Below are 25,704 nucleotides of genomic sequence, written 5' to 3'. Positions count from 1 at the left end.
AACATGTGCGGAATTATCGGCATCGTCGGCAATGATATGGTCGCAGACCGGCTGGTCGATGGCCTCAAGCGGATGGAATACCGCGGCTACGACAGTTCCGGCATCTGCGTCGTCCATGATGGGCAACTGGTGCGTCGCCGCGCCGAGGGAAAGCTTGCCAACCTCGTCGATGTCCTGAAGGCCCAGCCGGCAGACGGTTCGATCGGTATCGCACATACCCGTTGGGCAACGCACGGGGCACCGACCGCCAACAATGCCCACCCGCATGCGACGGGCGAAGTCGCTCTCGTACACAACGGGATCATCGAAAATTTCAAGAGCCTGCGCGATGAACTCACCGCCGCCGGCCGCACGCTCGATAGCGAAACCGATACCGAAGTCGTCGCCCACCTCGTTTCCCGCGAGATCGAGAACGGAGCCTCGCCCGAAGACACGATGAAGACCGTTCTTCCGCGCCTTCGCGGGGCATTCGCGCTCGCCATTGCCTTCCGCCAGCATCCCGACATGCTGATCGGTGCACGGCTCGGTTCGCCGCTTGTGATCGGTTACGGCGAAGGCGAGATGTATCTCGGCTCCGATGCTCTAGCGCTGGCTCCGCTGACGCAGCGCATTTCCTATCTCGAGGAAGGCGACTGGGTCGTCGTGACCAAGGATGGTGCACGGATTTACGATGCCGACAACAATGCCGTCGAGCGGGACGTCGTCACATCGGGTGCATCGGCCGCAGCGGTAGAGAAGGGCAATTATCGCCACTTCATGCAGAAAGAGATTTTCGAGCAGCCGACGGTCGTCGCGCAGACGCTCGGTTCCTATCTGCGCCAGGCGGACAACTCGGTTGCACTGCCGCAGATCGATTTCGATCTTTCGGCGATCAATCGCATCACCATCGTCGCGTGCGGCACTTCCTATTACGCCGGGATGGTGGCGAAATACTGGTTCGAGCAATTCGCCCGCGTACCGGTCGATATCGATGTAGCCAGCGAGTTCCGCTACCGCGAACCAGTGCTCGAGGACGGCGGCTTGTCGCTCTTCATCTCGCAGAGCGGCGAGACTGCAGATACACTCGCAGCCCTGCGCCACTGCAAGGAAGCGGGGCAGACGATCGGCGTGGTGGTGAATGTGCCGACAAGTTCGATGGCGCGCGAAGCAGACCTGCTCCTCCCGACGCATGCCGGACCGGAGATTGGTGTTGCATCGACCAAGGCCTTCACCTGCCAGCTCGCCGTGCTGGCAGCCCTGGCAGCGCACATGGCGGTCAAGAAAGGCCGCATGAGCCGCGAGGAAGAACAGGAAGTCGTGCGACACCTTCTCGAAGCGCCCGCATGTCTCAATTCCGCGCTCGACCATGATGACGATATCGCCTCGATGGCGCACCTGATCGCGCCTGCCCGCGATGTCCTCTACCTGGGGCGCGGACCTGACTATCCGCTCGCGCTCGAGGGTGCACTCAAGCTCAAGGAAATCAGCTACATTCACGCTGAGGGTTATGCCTCTGGCGAGATGAAGCATGGCCCGATCGCCCTGATTGACGAAGATGTTCCGGTAATCGTCCTCGCGCCCTCGGGACCGCTATTCGAGAAGACGGTCTCCAACATGCAGGAAGTTCGCGCCCGCGGTGGCAAGGTCGTCCTGATTTCGGACGAGGAAGGCCTCGAGGAAGCGGGCGAGGATTGCATCGCGACGATCCAGATGCCCAAGGTGCATCCGCTGATCGCTCCGCTGGTCTATGCAGTGCCGGTGCAATTGCTCGCCTATCACGTCGCCTGCGTTAAGGGGACGGACGTCGACCAGCCGCGCAATCTCGCAAAATCCGTTACCGTCGAGTGACACCCTGTGTGGCGTGACAACTCGCAGACAGGCTGATTTGCGTAAATTTTTCTGCGAAATTTCGCAGACAGGGTCCTGTTAGAGCGAAATTTACCACAGTTGAGCGGCTTGGTTTACTGCCGGATAACCTTTCGCACCTAATTGCGAAGGCGTGAGTGGACCTGCAGCCTCGTCAAAACCCGCACGGGAATTGATGCCTATCAAGGCAATACTCGGACTATCGGACAGTGCCGATACCGACTGGACGCGCCTGCGTGGCCTGCAATTGTCGACAGTCGGCCACCATGCGCGCATTCGCATGGCTGCTCACCTGATCCTCGGCTTGATTACGGTCTGGACCTTTCAGGGCAGCTTCAACATCGTCGGCTTGCTGATGTGGTTTACAGCGCTCGCATCGCTGCACATTCGCGGAGGGCTGGCGGACCAGAAGCTGGTCCATGCAGAACGCAAGCGGATGTCCAACCGCGAATTCCAGCGCCACCTGGTGACCCCGGTGGGTTCGGGCGTCATCTGGGCGGCGGCGATCCTCGTCTTCGCACCATTTGCCGAACTGGCCCAGCAAGTGACGCTGTGGAGCGCTGTCGCCGTCCTCATCGCGGCATCGATCCTGTTCTATTCCGCTGCTCCGATGGGCCTGTTCGTTTTTGCCCTGATCACCGGAACGGCATCTGCCATCAGCTTCCTGCTGCAAGGTCATTTCGAGATGGTCCTGCTTGTCGCCGCCATGGTGGCGACCGCGCTTGCCGGATCGGTCGAGATCGCGCGCACTTCTCTCGCCTCGCGCATTTCCGAAGGGCGTGTGAGCGAAAAGGACGAAGTCGTATCGATGCTCCTGCGCGAGTTCGAAGAGAACGAGGCCGACTGGCTGTGGCAGATCGACACGTCGCGCCGTGTCCGCTCGGTTTCGCCGCGCTTCGCTTATGCACTCGGGCGCCAGCAGGACGAAGCCGAAGGCCGTCCGCTGTTCGACCTGATCGGCGGCAAGAACCTCGAGCCTGCAGAGATGCACCCCAGCATGCACGAGCTTATCGACTACATGAAACAGCAGGAGAACTTCTCCAACCTGCTGGTTCGCGTTCAGATCCGTGGCGAGCGTCGCTGGTGGGAGCTTTCCGGCACACCCATTCGTGACAAGCACGGCAATTTCTCGGGTTTCCGGGGCGTCGGTTCGGACGTTACCGAGCAGCGCGAATCTTCCGAAAAGATCGCATACCTTGCCCGTTTCGATACGCTGACTTCGCTGCCTAATCGCATGCAGGTGAATGAATCGCTGGGCGAGGCGCTGATCCACGCAGACCAGTGGAAGAGCAGTTGCGCCTTCCTCATGATCGACCTCGACCGGTTCAAGGCGGTCAACGATTCGCTTGGCCACCAGGTCGGCGACAAGCTTCTGGCGCAGGTGTCGCAGCGGCTTCAGTCGCTGATGGGCGACGGCCAGCTTTGCGGCCGCCTCGGCGGAGACGAATTCGCGGTCGTCATCCGCGATGCCTCGAACCGCAAGGTTGTGTCGGAGGTGGCGAACAAGATCATTACCCTGCTTTCCAAACCTTACCGCGTCGATGACCAGACCCTGCACGTGGGTGCCAGCGTCGGTTCGGCCATTGGACCGCGCGATGGCGCCACTGTCGAAGAACTGATGCGAAATGCCGACCTCGCGCTCTACAAGGCGAAGGACAACGGCCGCGGCGGGCACTTCGGCTATGTTCCCAGCCTTCACGCATCGGCCGAGGAACGTCGCCAACTGGAACTGTCGCTGCGTGAAGCCCTGGACCGCGAGGAGCTGACCCTGCAGTTCCAGCCTGTCGTCAGTTCGAAGGATGGCAGCATCGTCAGCTTCGAAGCACTGAGCCGGTGGAACAGCCAGGAGCACGGCTTCGTCAGTCCCGGGAAGTTCATCCCGATCGCAGAAGACACGCGCCTGATCGTGCCGATTGGCAAATGGGTCATGCGCGAAGCGTGCGAGGAAGCCCGCAACTGGCCAGAGCACGTCAAGGTCAACGTCAACGTGTCGCCCGAACAATTGCTGGAAGATAACTTCGCCGACGAAGTGGTCGATTGCCTTGCTGCGACCGGCCTACGCCCTGAGCGGCTGGAGATCGAGGTTACGGAAAGCATCTTCCTGCGCGATGCGAGCATTGCACGCGCAGCGCTGGAACAGGTGCTCGCGCTCGGCTGCCAGGTCGCGCTCGACGATTTCGGCACCGGCTACTCGTCGCTCGGCTACATCCGCAAGCTGCGATTCTCGACGATCAAGGTCGATCGCACTTTCGTGAAGGGCGCAGCGCAGCACAATGCGGAAAGCCTTGCGATTATCCGCGCGGTGGTCGCGATGGCGCAGAGCCTCGACATGACGACGACCGCAGAGGGTGCCGAGACGACCGAAGAGGTCGAACTGATCCGCCGCCTTGGCTGCGACAAGATCCAGGGGTTCTATTTCGGCAGGCCGATGACTGCCGCCGATGCACGGCGCCTGTTCCGCACTCGCGAGGAACTCAAGCGCGCCTGACCTGGCGCATGGCCGAAGCGATCAGGCTTCGATCAAAGCCTTGAACGCGCCGTCGAAAAGCTTCGCACCGTCGCTGCTTCCCAGCACGTCTTCGATCGCGCGTTCGGGGTGCGGCATCATGCCGAGCACATTTCCGGCGGCATTCAGCACACCGGCAATGTCCCGCCGCGAACCGTTGCAAGGTTCAAGGTAGCGGAACGCCACGCGGCCATCGCCTTCCAACCGATCGAGCGTTTGATCGTCGGCATAGTAATTGCCGTCATGATGAGCGACCGGGATCTGGATCGTCTCGCCCGCCTCGTATCCACGAGTGAAAAGCGACTGGTTGTTTTCGACCTTGAGCGGGACGGTGCGGCAGATGAAATTCTGGCTGGCATTGCGCATCAATGCGCCGGGCAGGAGACCGGCTTCGGTCAGGACCTGAAATCCGTTGCAGACGCCCAGAACAGGTACGCCCTTGCCGGCGGCAGCTACTACGGACCGCATGATCGGACTGTTCGCCGCCATCGAACCCGAACGCAGGTAATCCCCGTAGGAAAATCCGCCGGGCAGGGCGATGAAGTCGAGATTGTCGGGCAGCTCCGCATCGCCGTGCCAAACGCGTATCGGGGCGGTGCCCGAAATCTTCTCGATTGCGACCGCCATGTCACGATCGCAGTTCGAACCGGGAAAGGTTATGACTGCGGCGCGGAAAGCCATCAGGCGGGCTCCCCTGCGGGCACTTTCTCGATCGCGTAGTCTTCGATCACCATATTGGCGAGAAGCTGGCGGCACATCTTGTCGACGTCTTCGTCGCTGGTGCCGTCGGCGAGATCCATCTCGATCATCCGGCCGATACGCACATCGTCGACGCCCGAAAAACCGAGTCCTTCGAGGGCATGGTGGACTGCACGGCCCTGCGGGTCGAGCACTCCGGGTTTGAGGCGGACCAGGATGCGGACTTTCATGATCGGTTCTCCGGCGCGAGAGGAGGGATATGGCCGGTGCCTATAGCGAAGCGGCGCTGCGGTGCAATCGCCCTGCGTGCATTCCCCACTGTCACCGAAGTGAAAGAATTGTAGCGGTTTTGCCACATGGCGTCACATATCGGCACTCCAAACCTGTGTTTTCGGCGTTTTCAGGCGGCGGAGGCTCGCAAAAAACGAGAAAAGCGCGCATGGGCGTGGGCCTCTCGTATCGTTCGCTGCCGCGCAGCGCATTCAAGGGCACAGCCATGAAAAACCGTCTCTCCATTTCGCGCCGGGCATTGCTTGGCACCTCGATTCTGTCTGCGACGCTGGCGCTGGGCGCTGCACCGGCGCTCGCTCAGGACGCCTCCACCGCAGAGGCCGCCGAAGAAGGCGCGCTCGACGCAATCATCGTCACGGCACAGCGCCGCGAACAGAACATCCAGGACGTTCCGATTTCGGTCACTGCGATCGATGACGAAGCGCTCGCCGCAATCAACAGCGGTGGCCAGGACATTCGCGCTCTTTCGGGCCGCGTACCCAGCCTGGTCGTCGAATCCTCATTCGGTCGTACGTTCCCGCGTTTCTATATCCGCGGCCTTGGCAACACCGATTTCGATTTCAACGCGTCGCAGCCGGTCAGCCTGGTCTATGATGATGTCGTACTCGAAAACCCGATCCTCAAGGGCTTCCCGGTCTTCGACCTCCAGCAGGTCGAAGTCCTGCGCGGTCCGCAAGGCACGCTGTTCGGTCGCAACACGCCGGCCGGCATCGTCAAGTTCGATTCGGTGAAGCCGAAGAACTACGCCGAAGGTTATGCGAAGCTCGCCTACGGCCGCTTCAACAACATCAACGGCGAAGCAGCGGTCAACATTCCGATGGGTGACCGTTTCGCCCTTCGCGTCTCGGGCCTGTACCAGCGCCAGGACGATTACGTCGACAATGTGCTGCCGACGGGCACCGAGAAGGACGCATTCGGCGGCTATGAAGACATGGCCTTCCGCCTTCAGGCCAAGGCTGATCCGACGGACAGCCTCGAAGTCCTGCTGACGGGCCAGTTCCGCAAGCTCGACGGTACCGCACGCCTGTTCCGCGCCAACAATTTCACCCGCGGCGAAGAAGGGCTCAACGCCAATTTCTCACGCGGTGAAGTTTCGACCGATGGCAAGAACGACCAGAGCCTCGACACACAGAACGCTTCGGCGCGCCTGACCTGGGACGTAGGCCCTGTCTCGCTGATCTCGGTTACCAGCTACTGGCACGGCACTTCGACTTCGGTCGGCGATGTCGACGGCGGCTACGGCTTTGCCGACTTCCCGCCATCGGGCCCGGGCTATATCCCGTTCACTGCCGAAACGCGGGACTCTGTCCCCGATCTCGACCAGTTCACCCAGGAATTCCGGATCGCGAGCAATGGCAGCGGCCCGATCAGCTACCAGGCCGGCTTCTTCTATTTCGACGAGCACCTGGAAATCCTGTCGGAGAACTATTCGACCCTGGGCGATCCGTTCAACGACGTTGGCGGCGTGAACATCGTCGTCAGCCAGGAACAGGACAGCAAGGCGTACGGCGCATTCGGATCTGTCACGGTCGATCTCAGCGAACAGCTGAGCGTGACCGGCGGCATCCGCTACAACGACGACGAGCGTGACTTCACGGTCGTCCGTTCGAAGGATACGCAGTTCCCCGGGTTCCTCCAGAACCCGCTCGGCACGGTGACCCGCAAGGTCAGCGACGACACGATCACGTGGGACGCAAGCGCGGTTTACGAAGCATCTTCGGACCTGAACCTCTACGCACGCGTCGCTCGCGGCTATCGTGCACCGAGCATCCAGGGCCGCATCCTGTTTCCGCCAGCGACCGCCACTCCGCTCGAAGACGGTGTCACCGTCGGCAAGTCGGAAACGATCACTTCGTATGAAGCGGGCTTGAAGTCGACGCTGCTCGATGGCCGCGCACGCTTCAACCTGAGCGGCTTCATCTACGACCTCAACGACGCGCAGCTCACCGCTGTCGGCGGCGAAGTCAACGCGAACCGCCTGATCAATGCCGACAACGTCCGCGGCTACGGTTTCGAAATGGATGCGGAAATCGCACCGGTCGACAACCTGCTGCTGACCGCCGGCCTGAGCTACAACCACACCGAAATCCAGGACAAGAACCTGACCACTGCCGCTTGCGGTGCGGTCCGTGTCGATACGTTCCCCGATGTTTCGCTGTGTACCGTACTTGATCCGGTGGTGGTCGATGCAGCGCCGTTCAGTGCCGCGATCGTCAGCATCGATGGCAACAGCCTGCCGCAGGCGCCGCGCTGGATCGCCAACTGGACCGCTCGTTACGGCGTTCCTGTGGGTGACGGCGAAGTCTATCTTTTCACCGACTGGGCCTATCGTTCGAAGATCAACTTCTTCCTCTATGAATCGGTTGAATTCCAGGACGCTCACCAGCTCGAAGGCGGCATTCGCGTAGGCTACAAGACCGACGCATTCGAACTGGCCGGCTTCGTTCGCAACATCACCAACGACACCTCGGCTGTCAGCGGTATCGACTTCAACAACCTGACGGCGATGGTCAACGAACCGCGCATCTGGGGCGTCGAAGCCGGTATTCGCTGGTAATCCCGAGGCTGAAAGCCGAATTCAGGCGGGGTCGGGCGCTCAGGCGTCCGGCCCCGTCGCCGTTTCGGGCAGGACAAGGACTTCGAACTCCTCGCCTTCGACCAGATAGCGTCGCGCCATTTCCTGCACGTCTTCTGCCGTGATCGAGCGCAGGATCGGTTCTGCTTGGAAATACCTGTCCAGCCGCTCGTTTTCGCTCTGGGCGTGGTCGGCAAGCGACATCCATCCGCCGAGCGATTTGAGCATGTTCGCATACCCTTCGAGCAGCGGCTCTCGGGCACGGTCGAGAAGATCGGCATCGACCGGCTTTTCACGGAGACTCGCAAGCGTCGCGCGGATGGCGGCGCGTGTTTCCTCCACCTCCGCAAGATCGACCGACGCGGCGAGGCTCATCACCCCGTAACCGGTATAGGTGCTGGACGGCGCGCTTCCGGTGGAAGGGGAGTAGGCCTTGCCCAGTTCCTCGCGCAATGTTTCCTGGAGCCGGATGCGCAGGACGCGTTCGAGCATTTCGAGCTTCATGACTTCCGCGAAATCGCTGTCGTCACGCGTCGGCCATGTCATGCGCACCAATGCCTGGTCTTCCTCGCCCGAATGGCGGATGACACGGGTGGAACGATCTGCGGTGAAGGTGCGGATGCGGGCTTCGGTACGCTCCTGAAAGGCATCTTCCCGTTGCGGCAAGGCGCCGAGCGTTTTGGCGACAGCCGCAATGGCAGCGTCCTCGTCGAAATCGCCAACCAGGGCGACCTCGATCGCGCCATTCGCCAGACGGTCGCCGATATCGCTGGCAAGCTTCGCAAAATCGAGCGCTTCGTATGCTGCCTGGTCCTGCACGGTGAAGCGCGGATCGCCATCGGAGAGTATGGATCCAACCGAGTTGGCATAGGCGGCTGCAGGCGTTGCATCGCGCTTTGCGAAGAATTCAGCGATGTTGCGGCGGTATCGCTCGATCGCTTCACCGCGATATCCGGGATCTGTCAAACCGGCGGTCACCAGTTGCATCTGCAGCAACAGGTCTTCGGGCGTCGTCCCGCCGCTGATCCTGAAACCGTCGGTCGATGCACCGATGGAGAGGCGCACGTCGTGCCCGGCGAGCACCGTTTCGAGTTCATCCTCGCTGTGCTTTCCGAGTCCGCCTGCAGACATCGAGGAGACAAGCGCGGTCTTGAGCGGATCGTCCGCGGTATTGAGCAAGGTACCGCCGTCCACGGTCACGCGGAAGCTGACGCGGTCCTTGCGAATGTCGGTCTGCTTCAGGTTGAGCATTACGCCATTCTCGAAGCGGATAAGCCGGAAGCCGAAGCGGTCGTCTCGCTCCTCGGAAACGACCACGCCCGGCGTTCCGAAATCGGTATAGGCAAAGGACTGGACCTGCTCCGCTGCCAATGGCTCGACCGGGGCGGCGGCTGCCGCTTGCCACGCGTGGCGCAGGGCCGCCTGGCCGCCTTCCGGTGCGGAACGACCGTGGTACCGGATCAGCGGGTTGTCGAGCGGGCTGCAATCGGCCTTGACTGCTGCCAGTGCCATCTCTGCCGTGATCGCATCCGCATAGGAATCGAAACGTTCGAGCGAGCTTTCCGGAGTGGCAGGGACGGTTCCATCATCGACGAGGTTCAGTGCCGTCCCGACCAGCGCGCCATTGGTGCGCGTGTCGCTGCTCTTGACCCCGTTCTCTATCGAATTGCGCAACCTTGCGACCTGTTCGCGCACCTCGTCTTCGGTAAAACCGAATTCGAGCGCGCGGCGCAATTCCAGCGTCGCTGCCTCCAACCCCTTCTGCCATTCTCCATCGGCGGTATCTATAACGAGATTGGTCATTCGGCCGTCCTCGAAAACATCGCCTACGCCGAATCCCGCACCCCTGAACGGTGCGTCGGCCTGCCGCGCGACCTTTTCGAGCCTGCGGTTGATGACGCCATATCCGATCTGGCGGACGAGGTTAGCCTGGCGCATGTCGGAGGTGTCGGGGCGTTCCTCCCACGGGCCAAAGCTGGTGACGGTCACCCGCTCCGACAGGGCAGGATCGACGTAGATATCGGTTTCGCCCTTGCGCGTGATGTCGATTGGCCCGGTCTCCGGCTCGACCGGATCGCCCGCGCCTTCCCAGTCGGCAAAGTGCGTGTTGATTGCGGCTTCCATGACAGCAACCGGGTAATCGCCGACGATGACCAGAACGGTGTTTTCAGGCACGTAGGTCCGTTCGTAAAATGCGCGAAGGCGGGCTGCGTCTGCCGTCTCAAGGACCTCGAGTGTTCCGATCGGCAGCCTGTCGACATAGCGGGCTCCAGGCGAAAGGAAGGCGAGCCGGTCCTCTGTCTCCGTGAGCGCGTAGTTCCTTCGATCGCGCCGTTCGGCCAGGATCACGCCTCGTTCGCGCTCGACAGCATCCTGGGCGATGGTTAACTCGCCTGCCGTTTCGCGCATCAGCATCAGCGCCGTATCCAGTAGCGCTTCGTCGTTTCGTGGCAGGTTGAGCTTGTAAACCGTGGTCTCGAAATTGGTCGACGCGTTGGTGTCCGCTCCGAACGCCAGGCCTTCGCGTTCCAGCAGCTTGACCATTTCGCCTTCGGGCACACGCTTCGATCCGTTGAAGGCCATGTGCTCGAGGAAATGCGCGAGCCCGCGTTCGTCGTCGCGTTCGTCGAGAGAACCCGAACCGATGTGCAACCTGACGAGAGCGGTGTCTTCCGGTGTGCTGTTCTGCCGGAGGATATAGCGCATGCCATTGGCAAGGCGTCCGAACGAATATCCCGGATCCACCGCAATGTCGGTCTGCTCGATTTCCCAGTCGGCGGGATTCCAGCCTGTGGTCGCTTCCTCACCTTCCTGTGCGGCAAGCGCAGTCGAACACAGCAGGAAGGCGGCAAAGGGCAGGGCAAATCGTGTCATGATCGATTGCTGCCTTAATGCGCAAGCAGTGACAATCGGATGAATGTGGTTTTCCGTCACATACCAATGGTTCTGGCCGTGACCGAACGCTAGAAGGCGCAGCATGGCAAGGGTCGACTTCGTCTACAATCCGGTATCGGGCAGTTTTCGCGAGCCCGTGATGCGTGGTTTCGTGACCGCGCTGGAAGAGGTCGGATTCGATGTAACGCCCATTCCGACAGAGGCGGAAGGTGTGCGTCTGTCAGGCAGCGCAGACCTGATTTGCGTCCACGGGGGCGACGGCACCTTGCGCGACACGGTCCAGTCGCTGGGCGACCGGGCCGGGGACACGCCGCTTTGCATAGCGCGTGCAGGCACGATCAACCTCGTTGCGAGGGAACTCGATTACCCGACCGATCCCAGGGCCTTCGCACGAAGGATCGCCGATGGTTTCGCCAAGGGAGCGGAAGGCTGGCTTCATTCCCCGCTTTATTCGCTGGGCAGTATGCCGATCGTATCCTGCCTCAGCATCGGGCCCGACAGTCACGCCGTTGCGCGTGTGTCCGGAGCGATGAAGAAGCGCATCGGCAGATACGCCTATGTCCTCGCCATGCTGCAACAGATGCGCGACTGGCCGCGCAATGTCATAACGATTAGCGGCGAGTTGAGCGATGGCACCGGCTTCGCATGCGAGGCAGAGGCCGTCATCGCATCGCACGGCGCATTGTACGCCGGGCCGTTCCGGTTGAGTCCGAAGGCAGCGCTGGGCGAAGATTCGATCGAACTGATCACGCTGCGACGGTCGACACGGCTGGGGATGCTCGCATTCAGCCTCGCTGCCATGCTGCGCATTTCCGTTGATCGGTTCGCTTTCGTCGAAATACGCAGCGTGCGCCGCGTCGTATTCGATCGCTGCGTCACGCCCGTGCAGGTGGATGGCGACCACATGCCCGAATGCTCATTTGCAATCGGGGCAAGCGGTCAAACCCTCAAATACGTGGTGTAGCCTTTATTTCTTCGGCTTGGGCGTGCCGCGCAGGCGGCCGCGATGGGCCGAAAGGTCGAAGACCTCGCCCGGAGCATTGTCGTCGCCTTGCAGCAGGCCGAGACGGCGCGCCACTTCCTGGTAGGCTTCGCTTTCGCCGCCAAGGTCGCGGCGGAACCGGTCCTTGTCCAGCTTCTCGCCCGTCTTCATGTCCCACAGGCGGCAGCCATCCGGGCTGATCTCGTCGGCCAGGATCACGCGGCTGTAATCGCCGTCATAGATGCGGCCGAATTCGAGCTTGAAGTCGATCAGTCGGATGTCGATCGCAGCGAACATGCCGCACATGAAGTCATTCACGCGGATCGCCATCGCGGCGATATCCTGCATTTCTTCGTTCGATGCCCAGTTGAAGCAGGCGATGTGCTCTTCCGCGATCAGCGGATCGCCGAGCGCATCGTCCTTGTAGTAATACTCGATCAGCGTGTGCGGCAGGGGCTCGCCTTCCTCGATGCCGAGACGTTTGGAGATCGAGCCGGCAGCCACATTGCGGACAACGACTTCGATCGGGATGATTTCGCACTGGCGAACCAGCTGTTCGCGCATGTTGAGGCGGCGGATGAAGTGCGTCGGAATCCCGATGTGGGCGAGGCGGGTGAAGACGTGTTCGCTGATGCGATTGTTGATCACGCCCTTGCCGTTGATCGTGCCCTTCTTTTGCGCGTTGAAGGCGGTCGCATCATCCTTGAAATACTGGATGATCGTGCCCGGTTCGGGGCCTTCGTAAAGGATCTTGGCTTTGCCTTCGTAGATCTGGCGCCGACGCGACATGCGGGAGTTCCTGTCAGAAAAATGCTTTGCCCCGGCTGGGCGAAACCGGTGGAGTCGCGCGGGCCGGGGCGAGGCCTGAGCCTTTACCGATAAAGCGGTGCCAGCGCAATTGCAGCGTGCCGGGTCCGGTCAGGCAGCGTCGTTGGTCCCGATCTCCTTTTCCATCGCCGGCGCATTGTTGGCCTTCATCGTATCAATCAGCTTGCCCAGCGTCGCGCGTTGCACCAGCACGGAAAATAGAACCGCAGCGAAAGTTGCGGCTAGCAGCAGGTCGCGTGTCGGACCGGCGGGTAGCGAAAGCGCGAGCGCAATCGAGATCCCGCCGCGCAGTCCGCCCCACCACAAGACGCGTCCGGCGCCCTTGGTATCGAGGCGCGCAGCCGGGATGAGCTTCACAGCGCTCCCGACCGATATGGCACGCGCTGCTAGGGTGATGACGATTGCTGCGAACCCGAGCACGATGTGCGGGACACCCGGCACGACAGCGATCAATTCCAGACCGATCAGCAGGAAAAGGACCGAATTGAGCATTTCGTCGACCAGTTCCCAGAACTTGATCACGTAGTCGCGGGTGACGTCGCTCATCGCAAAGGTGACGCCGTGATTGCCGATCAGCAGCCCTGCGACCGCCATGGCCAGTGGGCCGGAAATATGCAGTTGCATGCAGAGGGCATAACCGCCCATGACGATGGCGAGCGTGATCAGAACCTCTAGCGCATATTCGTCCATGCTGGCGAGCGCGCGGTATCCGATCCAGCCGAAAACAAGTCCAACCAGAACGCCGCCTCCGGCCTCGAGAGCGAACAGTCGCGCCCCTTCGGCGAGGGAAAATTCGGCTCCGGTCAGTGCCGCTCCGAGCAGGATGACGAAGATCACGATGCCCACACCGTCGTTGAACAGGCTTTCTCCCGCAACCGCGCTCTGCAGCGATCCGGGCACGTTTTCTTCCTTGAGTACGCCGAGGACGCTGACCGGATCGGTGGGGGAAATCAGCGCTCCGAAAACGAAGTACCAGATCGGCGCGATGGGAAGGGCCAGCAGGCTGCCCACGCCCCAGGTCGCAAAGCCGATCAGGGCGGTCGAAAGGATGACGCCAACGGTGGAGAGCAGCAAGACGGGAAACCAGCTCTGCTTCAGCTTTTCGAGGTCGACATGCAGCGCCCCTGCAAACAGCAGGAAGCACAGCATCCCTTCGAGCAGGGTGTCGGTGAAATTCATCTGTTCGAGCAGCCGCCCCACCGTATCGTCGAGCGTGATGCCGGGGATGAACGCATTGGCGAGCATCAGGCCGATGGCGCCGATGGCGCCCATGACCGTCAGGCCGATGACATGCGGCAGCTTCAGGAAGTGGTGGTTGAACCAGCCCAGCAGGGCAGCCGCGACCACCAGGATGGAAGCGATGTCGAAAGCGGAAAGCGCGTTGCCGGCAGTGTCGTGCATTCACTTTCGTTAGCCGGTCGGGCGCAGCGAAACCAGCCGCAAGGCTTTACAAATAATCACAGGCTGGCATTCCTAGATTTCAATCTCGATTTGCAACGAAAGCCGTTCCCCATGCTCGATACATCCAAGCGTTTCGCCTATAACGAAGATCACGCCATGTTCCGCGACACCGTGCGCAAGGTGTTCGCGCAGCATCTCGAGCCGCATCTCGACGATCACGAAAAGAACGGCATCGTGCCGCGCGAAACCTGGAAAGCCGTCGGCGAAGCGGGCCTGCTTTGTCCGACCGTGAAGGAAGAAAACGGAGGTCTCGGCCTCGATTTCGGTTATTGCGCGATCGTTGGCGAGGAGCTCGCCTATCTCGGATCGGCCGCAGGTTTCACCCTGCAAAGCGACATCACGGCAAATTATTTCGAGCGCCTAGGCACAGAGGAACAGCGCCAGAAATACCTTCCCGGCATGGTGTCGGGTGACATCATCACTGCCATTGCGATGACCGAGCCGGGCGCAGGCAGCGACCTTCAGGGAATTCGCACGACCGCCAAGAGCGACGGCGACGATTTCATCATCAACGGTTCGAAAACCTACATCACCAACGGCCAGAATGCCGACTGCGTGATTGTGGTTGCCAAGACCGATCCGAGCATGGGTGCGAAAGGCACCAGCCTGATCCTGGTCGATGACGGCACCCCCGGCTTCGTTAAGGGGCGCAACCTCGACAAGATCGGCCAGCACGGTGCCGATACTTCGGAGCTGTTTTTCGAAGATGTGCGCGTTCCCAAATCGAACATCCTTGGCGGGGAAGGGCGCGGCTTCATCCACCTGATGGAAGAACTGCCGCAGGAACGCCTTGGCATCGCAGTGGGCGCTCAGGCGGCAGCCCAGCGCGCATTCGACGAAGCGGTCAACTTCACCAAGGAGCGCAAGGCATTCGGCCAGACGGTGTTCGAATTCCAGAACACCAAGTTCACGCTCGCAGACCTGAAAGCGGACCTTCAGGTCGGCTGGGCGCACCTCGACTGGGCGCTGCTGCGTCATTTCGACAAGGAACTGACGACGGACGAAGCCTCCGCTGCCAAGCTGTGGCATACCGACCTGCAATGGAAGGCGGTCGATACCGCGCTGCAGTTGCATGGCGGTGCAGGCTACATGAACGAATACGCCATCGCCCGGCTGTGGCGCGATGCGCGCGTCACGCGCATTTTTGGCGGCACGAACGAGATCATGAAAGAAGTGATCAGCCGTTCGATCTGAGGAGGAAACACCATGTCCGATCCGCTCGATTTCTCCCAGCAACGTGTACTCGTGGTCGGCGGGTCGAGCGGTATCGGCAATGGGATCGCGCATGGTTTTGCCCGGCGCGGGGCCGAAGTCCACGTCACCGGCACGCGCCATGACGAGGGCGACTATCTCGAGAACGAGGATAGCGACTTCACCGGCCTGAGCTATCACAGGCTCGACGTGACCGACCGGTCTGCACCAGATGCACTGGCCGCCGGAATCGGGGTCATGAACGTCGTGGTCCTGTGCCAAGGTGCCGTTCGATACGGACGGGAGGAATTCGAACGCGAAGGCTGGGATGCCGTCGTCGATGTGAATCTCAACTCCGTCATGGATTGTGCCCGCGCATTCTATCCCGGCCTGGCGGAGAAGGGCGGCTCTCTCATCATCGTCAGCTCTACCGGGGCGTTCCACGCGATGATCGGTAACCCGGCCTATGGGGCGAGCAAGGCAGGGGCAGCAAGCCTTGTCGGTTCGCTTGCCCAGGCCTGGGCGAAAGACGGGATCAGGGTGAACGGGATCGCACCGGGCTTCGTTGCCACCAAGATGACCCGCGTCACGACCGACAACGAAAAACGGCGCCAGGGCGTGATCGAGCGGGTGCCATTGCGCCGGATGGGAACGCCGGAGGATATGGCGGGTGCCGCCCTGTTCCTCGCCTCCCCGCTCGCATCCTATGTCACGGGCCAGTCGCTGATCGTCGACGGCGGCCTATCGCTCTGAACAGGAAGGTCTGACACATGAAGTTCACCCGCCTCGGCAATACCGGGCTCATGGTTTCGCGGCTTTGCCTCGGCTGCATGAGCTATGGAGATACGACCAAGGGCTGGCACGGCGACTGGTTGCTGGGAGAAGAGGAATCGCGACCCCACTTTCGCCATGCGCTGGAGAGCGGGATCAATTTCTTCGATACTGCCAACATGTATGCTGGCGGCACCTCGGAGGAAATCACCGGCAAGCTGCTGGGCGAGATGGCGCGCCGCGACGAGATTGTAGTTGCCACGAAGGCCTATTTCCCTTGGCGCCAGGCACCCAATTGCGGCGGACTGTCGCGCAAGGCGCTGATGCAGGCGATCGACGACAGCCTTGGCCGGCTTGGGATGGACTATGTCGACCTGTTCCAGATCCATCGTTTCGATGATGAAACGCCGATCGAGGAAACGATGGAGGCGCTGCACGACATCGTGAAAGCGGGCAAGGCGCGGTATATCGGTGCGTCCTCCATGTTCGCATGGCAGTTCGCCCATATGCAGGAAACCGCCCGCGCAAACGGCTGGACGCGATTTGTCTCGATGCAGAACCAGCTCAACCTTCTGTACCGCGAGGAAGAGCGCGAAATGCTGCCGCTTTGCGCTGCCGAAGGGGTTGGCGTCATTCCGTGGAGCCCGCTGGCGCGTGGCCGCCTGACACGTCCTGCAGACGAGGAAACGGTGCGGAGCAAGACCGATGGCGTCGGCCAGCGCCTCTACAAGCAGGACGACGAGGCGGACCGGGCGGTCATCGATGCTGTCGGGGAAATCGCAGATGCGCGCGGGATCAAGCGGGCGCAGGTCGCGCTGGCATGGCATTTCACCAAGCCGCAGGTCACCGCTCCGATCATCGGCGCGACGAAACCGCACCACATCGGAGATGCCGTTGCGGCGCTCGAGGTCGAGCTTTCCAGCGAGGAAATCGGCAAGCTCGAAGGCCCGTATCGGCCCAAGGCCCCAACGGGTTTGGGCATGCCGCTGCCGCCGATGGAGCAGGTCAGCGTTCTCTAGGCGCTGGTTGCCCATGTTGACTGGCGAGTGACAAGCCGGACCGGCTGATTTACTTTGTCGCCTGGAGGCGCAAAGCGGCCAGCTTCCCGCCCCTCGATTACCGGAACGGCCAGAGCATGAGCAGCGAACCGATCACGAACGATAACGACGCGTCGACCGGCGCGGACGGAACGCTGTACTTCAATCGCGAACTGAGCTGGCTCGCCTTCAACGAACGTGTCCTGGCGGAAGCGGAAAACGAACGGTATCCGCTTCTGGAACGGCTCCGCTTCCTGTCGATCTCGGGCAGCAATCTCGACGAGTTCATGATGATCCGCGTCGCAGGACTGGAGGGCCAGGTCCAGCGCGGCATCGATGTCCCTTCTATCGACGGGCTCAGCCCGTCGCAGCAATTGGCTGCAATCCGCAGCAAGCTTGCCGAACTGGCAGAACGGCAGCAGGTCATCTGGCGCAATCTCAATCCGCTGCTTGGCGCCCAAGGCATTCACATCGCGGGTGACGAACGCGTGGACGAAAGCGCCTATGGCTGGCTGCGCGAATATTTCCTCGAAGAAATCATGCCGGTGATCACGCCGCAGGCGCTCGATCCGGCACACCCGTTTCCGTTCATCTCGAACGAAGGAATGGGGCTGCTGTTCAACCTCACGCGTGAGGCAGACAAGGCCAAGATCATGGAGATGATCCTGATCCCACCGGCCATGCCGCGCTATGTCAGGGTGCCGGGGCCGGAAGCTGTCTATATCAGCATGGCCAGCCTGATCTGCCGCTTTGCCGACCATCTTTTCCCGGGCTTCAAGATCAAGGGATCGGGTCTTTTTCGCGTCCTTCGTGACAGCGATATCGAGATCGAGGAAGAAGCCGAAGATCTCGTCCGCACGTTCCGCAGCGCGATCCAGCGCCGCCGCCGCGGCAAGGTGATCCAGCTCGAAATCGAGGAGGATTTCGACAAGCGGGCAGAGCAGGTCCTGCTCGAACAACTGGGCATCGGCGATGCGATGGTGATCAAGTCCGATGGCGTTATCGGCTTCGACGGACTGTCGGAAATCGTCGATGGTGAAGACCGCCCCGATCTGAAGTTCGAGAGCTATTCCCCCCGCTATCCCGAACGGATTCGCGAACACGACGGCGATTGTTTCGCCGCCATTCGCGAGAAGGACATCGTGATCCACCACCCCTATGAAAGTTTCGAGGTGGTGGTCGATTTCATTCGCCAGGCGGCGATGGATCCCGATGTCGTTGCGATCAAGCAGACGCTCTATCGTGCAGGCAACCAGTCGGCGGTCATCAATGCACTGATCGCGGCTGCCGAGGCCGGCAAATCGGTGACGGCCGTAGTAGAGCTGAAAGCCCGGTTCGACGAAGAGCAGAACCTGATGTGGGCGAGCAAGCTGGAGCGCGCGGGCGTCCAGGTCATCTATGGTTTCGTCGACTGGAAAACCCATGCCAAGGTGGCGATGGTCGTCCGGCGCGAGGAAGAGGGCTATCGCACCTACTGCCATTTCGGGACCGGCAATTATCACCCGGTCACGGCGATGACCTACACCGACCTCAGCTTCTTCACCGCCGATCCCCGGTTGGGACGCGACGCTGCGCGCCTGTTCAACTTCGTCACCGGATATGTCGAGCCGCGACACACCGAACTGCTCTCGATCGCCCCGCTCAACCTGCGCGAGGAATTGTACGAGCGGATCGATTTCGAGATCGCCAAGGCCAAGCGCGGCGAACCGGCCGCAATCTGGATGAAGTGCAACCAGATCACCAACAGGGCGATGATCGACCGGCTTTATGCCGCGAGCCAAGCCGGCGTATCGGTCGACCTGGTGGTGAGGGGAATCTGCTGCCTGAAGCCGGGAATCCCGGGCGTAAGCGACAATATCAGGGTGAAATCGATTATCGGGCGTTTCCTCGAGCACGGACGCATCTATGCCTTCGCCAATGGCAAGGCGATGCCGAGCACCAAGGCAATGGTCTACATTGCATCTGCCGACCTGATGGGGCGCAATCTCGATCGCCGGGTCGAAACGCTTATCCAGATCAAGAACAAGACGGTGCACGACCAGGTCCTGAAGCAGGTGCTGCTTGCCAATATGCTCGATACCGAGCAGAGTTGGGAACTCCATGCAGACGGCAGCTACACAAGGGTCGAGGCGGCAGGCGAACCATTCAACTGCCACCAGTATTTCATGACCAATCCCTCGCTCTCTGGCCGCGGTGGCGCGCTCGAAGCCGGTGCCGTGCCTGAACTTGCCCTGCGCAAGGGCGCGGCTGGATGACCCTGCGCGCAAGGCGTCCCGATCGCGAAGGGATTTTTTCCGGAGACAGGGCCCAGCGGGCAATAATCGATATCGGCTCCAATACCGTCCGCCTCGTGGTGTATGGCGGCTCGCCCCGTGCGCCGACGGTCCTCTACAACGAAAAGGTCGCGGCCCGGCTCGGGCGGGAGATGGCCGAAACGGGCGCGATGCCCGCCGATTCCATCGAACTTGCCATGCGCGGTCTCAAGCGGTTCGCCCTCCTGCTCGACGATCTTGGCATCGAGGATGTCGAAACGGTGGCGACTGCCGCTACCAGAGAGGCAAGCAACGGACCTGAATTCATCGCCGCCATCGAAGAACTGGGTCTGTCGCCGCGAGTGATTTCCGGCGAGGAAGAAGCGTGCCTTTCTGCCCACGGCGTGCTTGGTGCTTTCCCTGGTGCGAAGGGCGTGGTCGCCGATCTTGGCGGTGGCAGCCTCGAATTGGTGCATATTGCGGACAACCGGACGGGCGATCCGGTTTCTCTCCCGCTGGGAACATTGCGATTGCCTGCCCTGCGGCAGAAGAAGCGGTCGGAAACGCGCAAAGCTCTCGAAAAGAAGCTCGGCAAGAATGGTTGGGGCAATGCCGAGAACGCGCCGCTCTACCTCGTCGGCGGGACATGGCGGGCGATGGCTGTCTATGCGATGGAGGCCCGCAACTACCCGCTGACCGACCCGCACGGGACCTCGCTCGATCCGGAACAGGCAATGAAGCTTGCACGCAGGCTTGCCAGCAGCAGGCCGGACGATCTGCGCGCAATTGAGCGTATTTCCTCGATGCGATCCGAAACGATGCCCGATGCGGCGATCCTGCTCCAAGCGCTGATCAACCGCCTGCAGCCCACGCGGCTGGTCTTTTCATCATGGGGCCTGCGCGAGGGACTGCTTTACGACCGGCTGGCGGACCACGCCAAGGCGCAGGATCCGCTGCTGGCGGGCATGGCCGCCTTCGCGACACAGCGCGGGGCCCCGCCGCAGCTCTCTACACGAATTGCAGGCTGGACGGTCGATGCGCTGCAGTCAGGCACGAATGGCGAGGAAAGATTGCGCCTGGCGGCGACCATGCTCTCGCTGGCCTCTATGCAGATCGAGCCGAACCTGCGCATGCAGCAGGCGACCGACTGGGCCCTGCACAAGCGGTGGATCGCGATCGATCCAAGAGGTCGTGCCTTGCTGGCAGCGGCAGTTGCAGCCAACGGAAACCACCTCGACCTGCCGAAATCGCTGCGGGTGCTGGCGGACGAGCAGGGCCTGAACGAAGCCATCGGGTGGGGACTCGCGACCCGCCTTGCCCGGCGGATCGGGGCGCGGTCGCGCCGCTCGCTACACGTCAGCCGTGTGGGAATCGAAGGCGACGAGCTCGTTCTCAGCCTGCAGGAAAGCCATGCCGACCTGTATGGCGTGCCCAACGAAAAGGACATGAAGCTGCTCGCCGATCACCTCGGGCTGGAGCCTGCAGTGCGCTTCGTGCCCGATGAAGAATGGCACAGTGCGGACGAGAGCCTGTCGGATCCGTTCGCGAGTGCGGGCTAGGCCTCTGCCTTTTCCGAGGCAAAAGGCGAGAAATCGGTTTCCGTATCGTAGAGGTCGATGCCCTCGCGACGTTTGAGCGAATTGACGACAAGGTAGGTCACCGGCGTCAGCACGGCTTCCCACACGGTCTTGATGATCCACTGCGAGATCACGACCTGGAACAGCGTTTCGGGGGGCCATCCCGCGATACCGTAGAAGGCGAGGGGGTAGAAGATAAGGCTGTCCAAGCCCTGTCCGACCACAGTCGATCCGATGGTGCGCATCCAGAGGAAGCGGCCATCGGTCCAGACCTTCATCTTGGCAAGGACATAGGAATTGGCGAATTCCCCGACCCAGAAGGCTGTCATCGAGGCAATCACGATGCGCCAGCTGTTGCCGAAAACCGCCTCGTAGGCACCCTGGTGCGGCCATCCCTCGGCAGGCGGCAGCTTGACCACGACCCAGGCCATGAAGGCCATGAAGGCAAGGGCGGCAAACCCTGTCCAGATCACGCGGCGGGCGCGGGCATAGCCATACACTTCGGTCAGCACGTCACCGATGATGTAGCTGATGGGAAAGAACAGGACGCCCGCACCGAAGATCCATGTCTCGCCTCCGGGCAGCGAAATATAGCTCGGTTTCGACGCACCGATGATGTTCGACAGCAGCAGGATCGCCACGAAAGCGGCCATCACAAGGTCGTAATACCGGAAGCGGTTGGGCGCGTGGGTTGAGCGCACCGGGGCGTGATCGTTATCCATGGATAGACTGACTATCCGCATTTGAATGGACAGGAAAGCGCGCTAATGGGGCTGCGGTGCGCGCCCGTAGCTCATCTGGATAGAGCGCGAGACTTCTAATCTTGAGGCAGCAGGTTCGAGTCCTGCCGGGCGCGCCACCGGTCCTGTGACAGATCAGCCGCGCATAACCGTGTCGATCGGTTCGCCCGTCACCGGATAACCCAGGTCTTCGCCGATATTGAGCCAGGTCTTGCCCTCTGCCTCTGCCATAAATGGCGTGATGGTGCGGACGGGGATGGCATCGGCTTGTGCCTTGGCTTCATCGAAGCTGCCGAACAGGGCGAGCCGCTCAAGATTGCGGCGCGTAGGGAAGATAATCTTGATGTCGCCCGTTTCGGCGGAATCAAGCGCGCCTTGCGCCGTGGTCCAGAACAGGTGTGTATTTTCCGACAGGTCGGCTTCGATCTCGACCGCGCCTGTCCCGAGGTTCGCAAGATAAAACCGCGTATCGTAAACCCGCGGAATACGTTCGTTCTTGGGAAACCAGCGCGCAAAGGGGGTCAGTTGCGACAGGTCGAGCGACCAGTCGTACTCCTCCAGAACGGGCGCGAGCGAGCCGACATTGAGCAGCCTTTCGCGCGCCGCGTGCGCTTTTGCAGCAGTAACCTCTCCGGCCAGTCCGATCGCGAGCCCGGTTTCCTCCAGGGTCTCTCGGACGACCGCGATCTGGTGCGCCGTTTCGTCGTGCGGCAGCGATGTTTCGATCCTGCCTGCAAGTTCGAAATCCTCTGGGTCGACCCGTCCGCCAGGGAAAACCGCCATGCCGCCTGCAAACACCATGTTGCGCGAACGGATGGTCATGAGGATTTCCGGGGGCCCGCCATCGGGGCCATTGCGGAAGATTACGACGGTTGCTGCGGGGATGCCGTCGGGCGGATTTTCGGCGCTGGTGCTCATTGCGGTGGAGTGTGGCGCGATGCAATGCGATTGCCAAGTGGGATTGGAGGCCAGACCTGTCGGTAAAACTTACAGACCGCCACGTGGCAAAATCCTGTTAACCGTAAAACTCCGCAGATATCCGAGGGTTGCCATTTTTGGCACGGCCCATGCAAAGTGATGCTCATCCCGAATGGTCTTCGATAAAGAGGCGGGACCACCCTGGTCTCCCGGTCCCGCCTCCCCGAAACGAGAAAACCGCCCCGGAAGCCCCCGAGGCGGTTTTTCTTTTGCCAGTGACAAATCGGCCGCCGCAAGCGGCCTGAAGGGTTCAGCCTTCGGCCTTGGCGACCTGCTTTTCGTCCAGCAACTGCTGCAGCTCGCCGGCTTCGAACATTTCCATCATGATGTCGCTGCCGCCCAGGAATTCACCCTTCACATAAAGCTGGGGGATTGTCGGCCAATCCGAAAAGGACTTGATGCCCTGGCGGATTTCCATGTCCTGCAGCACATCGACGCTTTCGTAGGCGACGCCGCAATGATCGAGGATGGCGACAGCTCGGCTGGAAAAGCCGCACTGCGGGAAGAGCGGTGTGCCCTTCATGAAGAGTACGACGTCGTTGTCGCCAACGATGGTCGAAATGCGGGAGTTAACGTCGGACATAGATACCGGACCCAAATGAAATGATTGCTGCGACCTAGTTGGGGGCAGCGGTCGTCAGTTGCAAGGCGTGCAGCACGCCGCCCATCCGGCCGCCGAGTGCATCGTACACCATCTTGTGCTGCTGGACGCGCGACTTGCCGGCAAATTGCGGAGCGACGACCCTGGCTGCCCAATGATCGTCATCGCCTGCCAGATCGCGAAGTTCGATTTCCGCACCGGGCAGCGCTTCGGTCACCAGGCGGGTAATTTCATTCGCGCTCATCGGCATGGGATATCAGGCCTCGCCCATCAGCTGGCGACGGGCTTCGATCGCCTTTTCGTCGAGCTTTGCACGGATGTCGGATTCGCTGACATCACAGCTTGCAGCGGTAAGATCACCCAGCAGCTTGCGAATGACGTCTTCGTCACCGGCTTCCTCGAAGTCGGCCTGGACCACGGCCTTTTTGTAGGCGTCGGCTTCTTCGTCGGTCAGGTTCATCAGTTCGGCTGCCCATTCGCCCAGCAGGCGATTGCGGCGCGCAGCAATCTTGAACGCGTTTTCCTCGTCGAATGCGTATTTTGCTTCTTCGCCGCGCTCGCGGTCTTTGAAATCGGTCATGGGATACCCTCGGGAAATTGAATCGATACCGAAATAGGGCGGCGCAGCTTGTGCGGCAAGGCCGGGTCGCCCTTAATTTCGGTCAGTCGATCAATCAGTCCATCGTCACGACGAGCTTGCCCACTGCCTGACGGCTTTCGAGCTTGGCGATCGCATCGCCGCCACGTTCAAGGGGGAAAGTCTCTGATACGAGCGGGTCGATCTTGCCAGCTTTCATCAGCTCGAACAGTTCGGCGACCTGTTCGCGATACTTGACCGGTTCGCGCGCAGTGAAGGCGCCCCAGAATACGCCGCAGATGTCGCAGCTCTTCAGCAGGGTCAGGTTGAGCGGCATCTTCGCGATGCCTGCCGGGAAACCGACCACGAGGAAACGGCCTTCCCATGCTATCGATCGCAGGGCGGGTTCGGAATATTGTCCGCCAACGATGTCATAGACAATGTTTGCGCCTTCGGGGCCGCACGCGGCCTTGAACGCATTGGCGAGCGCTTTCGACGCGTCCTTGTCCATCTCGTCCTTGGGATAGATCACAACTTCGTCGGCACCGGCCTTGCGTGCGACTTCGCCCTTTTCCTCGCTCGAAACGGCAGCAACGACGCGGGCGCCGAATGCCTTGGCCAGTTCGACCGCTGACAGGCCGACGCCGCCTGCAGCGCCGAGGATGAGGACGGTGTCGCCTTCCTTGATGTGGCCGCGATCCTTCAGGCCGTGAATGGTCGTGCCATAGGTCATCAGCAGCGACGCTGCCTTCTCGAACGGCACGCCGTCGGGAATGGGGAACAGGCGGTTTGCAGCGACCACGACCTTTTCGACCAGGCCGCCGTTGCCGATGCCGGCCAGAACCTTGTCACCGACCGCAAATCCCTCGACGCCCGGGCCGACAGCTTCGACCACGCCGGCGATCTCGCCGCCAGGCGCATAGGGACGCTCGGGCTTGAACTGGTAGAGATCGCGGATCATCAGCGTATCGGGAAAGTTGATCGCGCAGGCCTTCACATCGACCAGTACCTGGCCTTCGCCGGGGGTGGGTACGTCGACCTCGTCGAGGGTCAGTGTGTCCGGTCCGCCAACGGCGTGCGTGCGAAGTGCCTTCATGCTGCAATCTCCCTATCTGTTTCGGTTCCGCGCGTTAGCCAGCCCATGGCCTGCTCGCGCGTCTTTTCGTGTTTTGCGATGGCGTCGTCACGCTCGAGCGTGAGGCCGATTTCGTCGAGCCCGTTCATCAGGCAGTGTTTGCGGAACGGGTCGATGTCGAAGGTAAATCGGTCCTGGAAAGGAGTCGTGACGGTCTGCGTCTCGAGATCGATATTGATCTCGTCGGTCTCGGCGACTTTCATAAGACGGTCGATCTGCTCTTGCGGAAGGACGACGGTCAATATGCCGTTCTTGAAGGCGTTGCCTGAAAAAATGTCCGAGAAGCTTGGCGCGATGACCGCCTTGATGCCCAGGTCCAGCAGGGCCCATGCGGCGTGTTCGCGGCTCGACCCGCAACCGAAATTGTCGCCCGCGATCAGGATCGGGGAACCGGCATATTCGGGATCGTCGAAGACATTGCCGTCCTGCGCGCGGATGGTCTCGAACGCCCCTTCGCCCAGTCCTTCGCGGCTGATGGTCTTGAGCCAGCTGGCGGGAATGATGACGTCGGTATCGACGTTCTTGGCGCCGAACGGATAGGCGCGTCCCTCGATTCCCTCCACCTTGTCCATCAGTCGGTTTCCGGGTTCTCGCCCGAAGGGATCGGACCGGGCTGGGTCGGCTGATTGTTCTTTTTGCGCTTGCCGGCATAGAGCAGTGCTGCAGCGATGGCGGCGGAACCGATGGCGGCGCCGATGGCGGCCTTGCCTTTGATCTTCTTTGTCATGGTTTTTCTCATGGGGAGCATGAATCGATAAGGCAA

22 protein-coding genes and 1 tRNA gene are annotated in these 25,704 nt (G+C 61.3%); 10 read left to right on the top strand and 13 right to left on the bottom strand.

The window, feature by feature from the left end; all coding sequences use genetic code 11:
* Positions 1-3 precede the first annotated feature (3 nt).
* Together glmS and AMC99_RS08425 are read left to right on the top strand one after the other, a co-directional pair.
* A complete protein-coding gene (glmS, locus tag AMC99_RS08430; protein WP_061925389.1) occupies positions 4-1,827 on the top strand; it encodes a glutamine--fructose-6-phosphate transaminase (isomerizing) in 1,824 nt (607 codons plus the stop codon).
* Between the two features lie 193 nt (positions 1,828-2,020).
* A complete protein-coding gene (locus AMC99_RS08425; protein ID WP_083440123.1) occupies positions 2,021-4,333 on the top strand; it encodes a putative bifunctional diguanylate cyclase/phosphodiesterase in 2,313 nt (770 codons plus the stop codon).
* Between the two features lie 21 nt (positions 4,334-4,354).
* Here the strand turns inward: AMC99_RS08425 and purQ are convergent, their stop codons facing one another.
* Both purQ and purS read right to left on the bottom strand, forming a co-directional pair.
* Entirely contained in the window at positions 4,355-5,032 is a 678-nt protein-coding gene (gene purQ, locus AMC99_RS08420; protein ID WP_061925383.1) for a phosphoribosylformylglycinamidine synthase subunit PurQ, read from the bottom strand.
* Entirely contained in the window at positions 5,032-5,280 is a 249-nt protein-coding gene (gene purS, locus AMC99_RS08415; protein ID WP_061925380.1) for a phosphoribosylformylglycinamidine synthase subunit PurS, read from the bottom strand. The genes purQ and purS overlap by 1 nt, the downstream gene beginning before the upstream one ends.
* Before the next feature lie 266 nt (positions 5,281-5,546).
* On the opposite strand from purS, the gene AMC99_RS08410 reads away from it, so the two are divergent.
* A complete protein-coding gene (locus tag AMC99_RS08410) occupies positions 5,547-7,898 on the top strand; it encodes a TonB-dependent receptor (protein ID WP_083440218.1) in 2,352 nt (783 codons plus the stop codon).
* A gap of 39 nt (positions 7,899-7,937) precedes the next feature.
* On the opposite strand, the gene AMC99_RS08405 is transcribed toward AMC99_RS08410, so the two are convergent.
* Positions 7,938-10,790, bottom strand: coding sequence for a M16 family metallopeptidase (locus AMC99_RS08405; RefSeq protein ID WP_061927859.1), 2,853 nt, complete (start codon positions 10,788-10,790; stop codon positions 7,938-7,940).
* Between the two features lie 103 nt (positions 10,791-10,893).
* Between AMC99_RS08405 and AMC99_RS08400 the strand changes: the two genes are divergently transcribed.
* Positions 10,894-11,775 carry a diacylglycerol/lipid kinase family protein gene (locus AMC99_RS08400; RefSeq protein ID WP_061925375.1) on the top strand — a complete coding sequence of 294 codons (882 nt, stop codon included), beginning with the start codon at positions 10,894-10,896 and terminating at the stop codon, positions 11,773-11,775.
* Positions 11,776-11,778: 3 nt separating this feature from the next.
* On the opposite strand, the gene purC is transcribed toward AMC99_RS08400, so the two are convergent.
* Together purC and AMC99_RS08390 are read right to left on the bottom strand one after the other, a co-directional pair.
* Positions 11,779-12,582: a phosphoribosylaminoimidazolesuccinocarboxamide synthase gene (gene purC / locus AMC99_RS08395; RefSeq protein WP_061925372.1), complete on the bottom strand. Its 804-nt coding sequence runs from the start codon at positions 12,580-12,582 to the stop codon at positions 11,779-11,781.
* A 129-nt stretch (positions 12,583-12,711) separates the two neighbouring features.
* The gene (locus AMC99_RS08390) at positions 12,712-14,022 is read right to left on the bottom strand and encodes a cation:proton antiporter (protein WP_061925369.1); all 1,311 of its coding nucleotides are present in this window, start codon (positions 14,020-14,022) and stop codon (positions 12,712-12,714) included.
* 111 nt (positions 14,023-14,133) lie between these two features.
* Here AMC99_RS08390 and AMC99_RS08385 point away from each other — a divergent pair, with 111 nt between their 5' ends.
* From AMC99_RS08385 to AMC99_RS08365, 5 genes are all read left to right on the top strand, one after another.
* On the top strand, positions 14,134-15,276 hold the full coding sequence (locus AMC99_RS08385) for an acyl-CoA dehydrogenase family protein (protein WP_061925366.1): 1,143 nt from the start codon (positions 14,134-14,136) through the stop codon (positions 15,274-15,276).
* A 12-nt stretch (positions 15,277-15,288) separates the two neighbouring features.
* Positions 15,289-16,026 carry an SDR family NAD(P)-dependent oxidoreductase gene (locus AMC99_RS08380; RefSeq protein ID WP_061925364.1) on the top strand — a complete coding sequence of 246 codons (738 nt, stop codon included), beginning with the start codon at positions 15,289-15,291 and terminating at the stop codon, positions 16,024-16,026.
* 17 nt (positions 16,027-16,043) lie between these two features.
* On the top strand, positions 16,044-17,063 hold the full coding sequence (locus AMC99_RS08375) for an aldo/keto reductase (RefSeq protein ID WP_061925361.1): 1,020 nt from the start codon (positions 16,044-16,046) through the stop codon (positions 17,061-17,063).
* A 116-nt stretch (positions 17,064-17,179) separates the two neighbouring features.
* Positions 17,180-19,336, top strand: coding sequence for an RNA degradosome polyphosphate kinase (locus AMC99_RS08370; RefSeq protein ID WP_061925358.1), 2,157 nt, complete (start codon positions 17,180-17,182; stop codon positions 19,334-19,336).
* Positions 19,333-20,892: a Ppx/GppA family phosphatase gene (locus tag AMC99_RS08365; RefSeq protein ID WP_061925355.1), complete on the top strand. Its 1,560-nt coding sequence runs from the start codon at positions 19,333-19,335 to the stop codon at positions 20,890-20,892. Before AMC99_RS08370 ends, AMC99_RS08365 begins: the two co-directional genes overlap by 4 nt.
* Here AMC99_RS08365 and AMC99_RS08360 read toward each other — a convergent pair.
* Positions 20,889-21,632 (bottom strand): queuosine precursor transporter, encoded by a 744-nt coding sequence (locus AMC99_RS08360; RefSeq protein WP_061925352.1) that lies wholly within the window; start codon positions 21,630-21,632, stop codon positions 20,889-20,891. The two genes, AMC99_RS08365 and AMC99_RS08360, sit on opposite strands and share 4 nt — an antisense overlap.
* Before the next feature lie 60 nt (positions 21,633-21,692).
* Between AMC99_RS08360 and AMC99_RS08355 the strand changes: the two genes are divergently transcribed.
* A tRNA-Arg gene (locus AMC99_RS08355) sits at positions 21,693-21,769 on the top strand.
* 16 nt (positions 21,770-21,785) lie between these two features.
* On the opposite strand, the gene AMC99_RS08350 is transcribed toward AMC99_RS08355, so the two are convergent.
* From AMC99_RS08350 to AMC99_RS08320, 7 genes are all read right to left on the bottom strand, one after another.
* Entirely contained in the window at positions 21,786-22,568 is a 783-nt protein-coding gene (locus tag AMC99_RS08350) for an NUDIX hydrolase (protein ID WP_061925348.1), read from the bottom strand.
* A gap of 310 nt (positions 22,569-22,878) precedes the next feature.
* On the bottom strand, positions 22,879-23,211 hold the full coding sequence (gene grxD / locus AMC99_RS08345; RefSeq protein WP_061925346.1) for a Grx4 family monothiol glutaredoxin: 333 nt from the start codon (positions 23,209-23,211) through the stop codon (positions 22,879-22,881).
* Between the two features lie 34 nt (positions 23,212-23,245).
* Positions 23,246-23,479 carry a BolA/IbaG family iron-sulfur metabolism protein gene (locus AMC99_RS08340; RefSeq protein WP_061925343.1) on the bottom strand — a complete coding sequence of 78 codons (234 nt, stop codon included), beginning with the start codon at positions 23,477-23,479 and terminating at the stop codon, positions 23,246-23,248.
* A 6-nt stretch (positions 23,480-23,485) separates the two neighbouring features.
* Positions 23,486-23,809 carry a DUF1476 domain-containing protein gene (locus AMC99_RS08335; RefSeq protein ID WP_061925340.1) on the bottom strand — a complete coding sequence of 108 codons (324 nt, stop codon included), beginning with the start codon at positions 23,807-23,809 and terminating at the stop codon, positions 23,486-23,488.
* Between the two features lie 94 nt (positions 23,810-23,903).
* Complete coding sequence (locus tag AMC99_RS08330; protein ID WP_061925337.1) at positions 23,904-24,902, bottom strand: NADPH:quinone oxidoreductase family protein; 999 nt, start codon at positions 24,900-24,902, stop codon at positions 23,904-23,906.
* Positions 24,899-25,513 (bottom strand): 3-isopropylmalate dehydratase small subunit, encoded by a 615-nt coding sequence (gene leuD / locus AMC99_RS08325; RefSeq protein ID WP_061925334.1) that lies wholly within the window; start codon positions 25,511-25,513, stop codon positions 24,899-24,901. The genes AMC99_RS08330 and leuD overlap by 4 nt, the downstream gene beginning before the upstream one ends.
* Complete coding sequence (locus AMC99_RS08320) at positions 25,513-25,668, bottom strand: hypothetical protein (RefSeq protein ID WP_061925331.1); 156 nt, start codon at positions 25,666-25,668, stop codon at positions 25,513-25,515. The genes leuD and AMC99_RS08320 overlap by 1 nt, the downstream gene beginning before the upstream one ends.
* Positions 25,669-25,704: the final 36 nt, after the last annotated feature.

Origin of the sequence: Altererythrobacter epoxidivorans (assembly GCF_001281485.1) — a bacterium.
Taxonomy (GTDB): Bacteria; Pseudomonadota; Alphaproteobacteria; order Sphingomonadales; family Sphingomonadaceae; genus Erythrobacter; species Erythrobacter epoxidivorans.
Note: the sequence above shows the minus strand (reverse complement) of the source record. Positions and strands in the feature narration are given on the sequence as shown.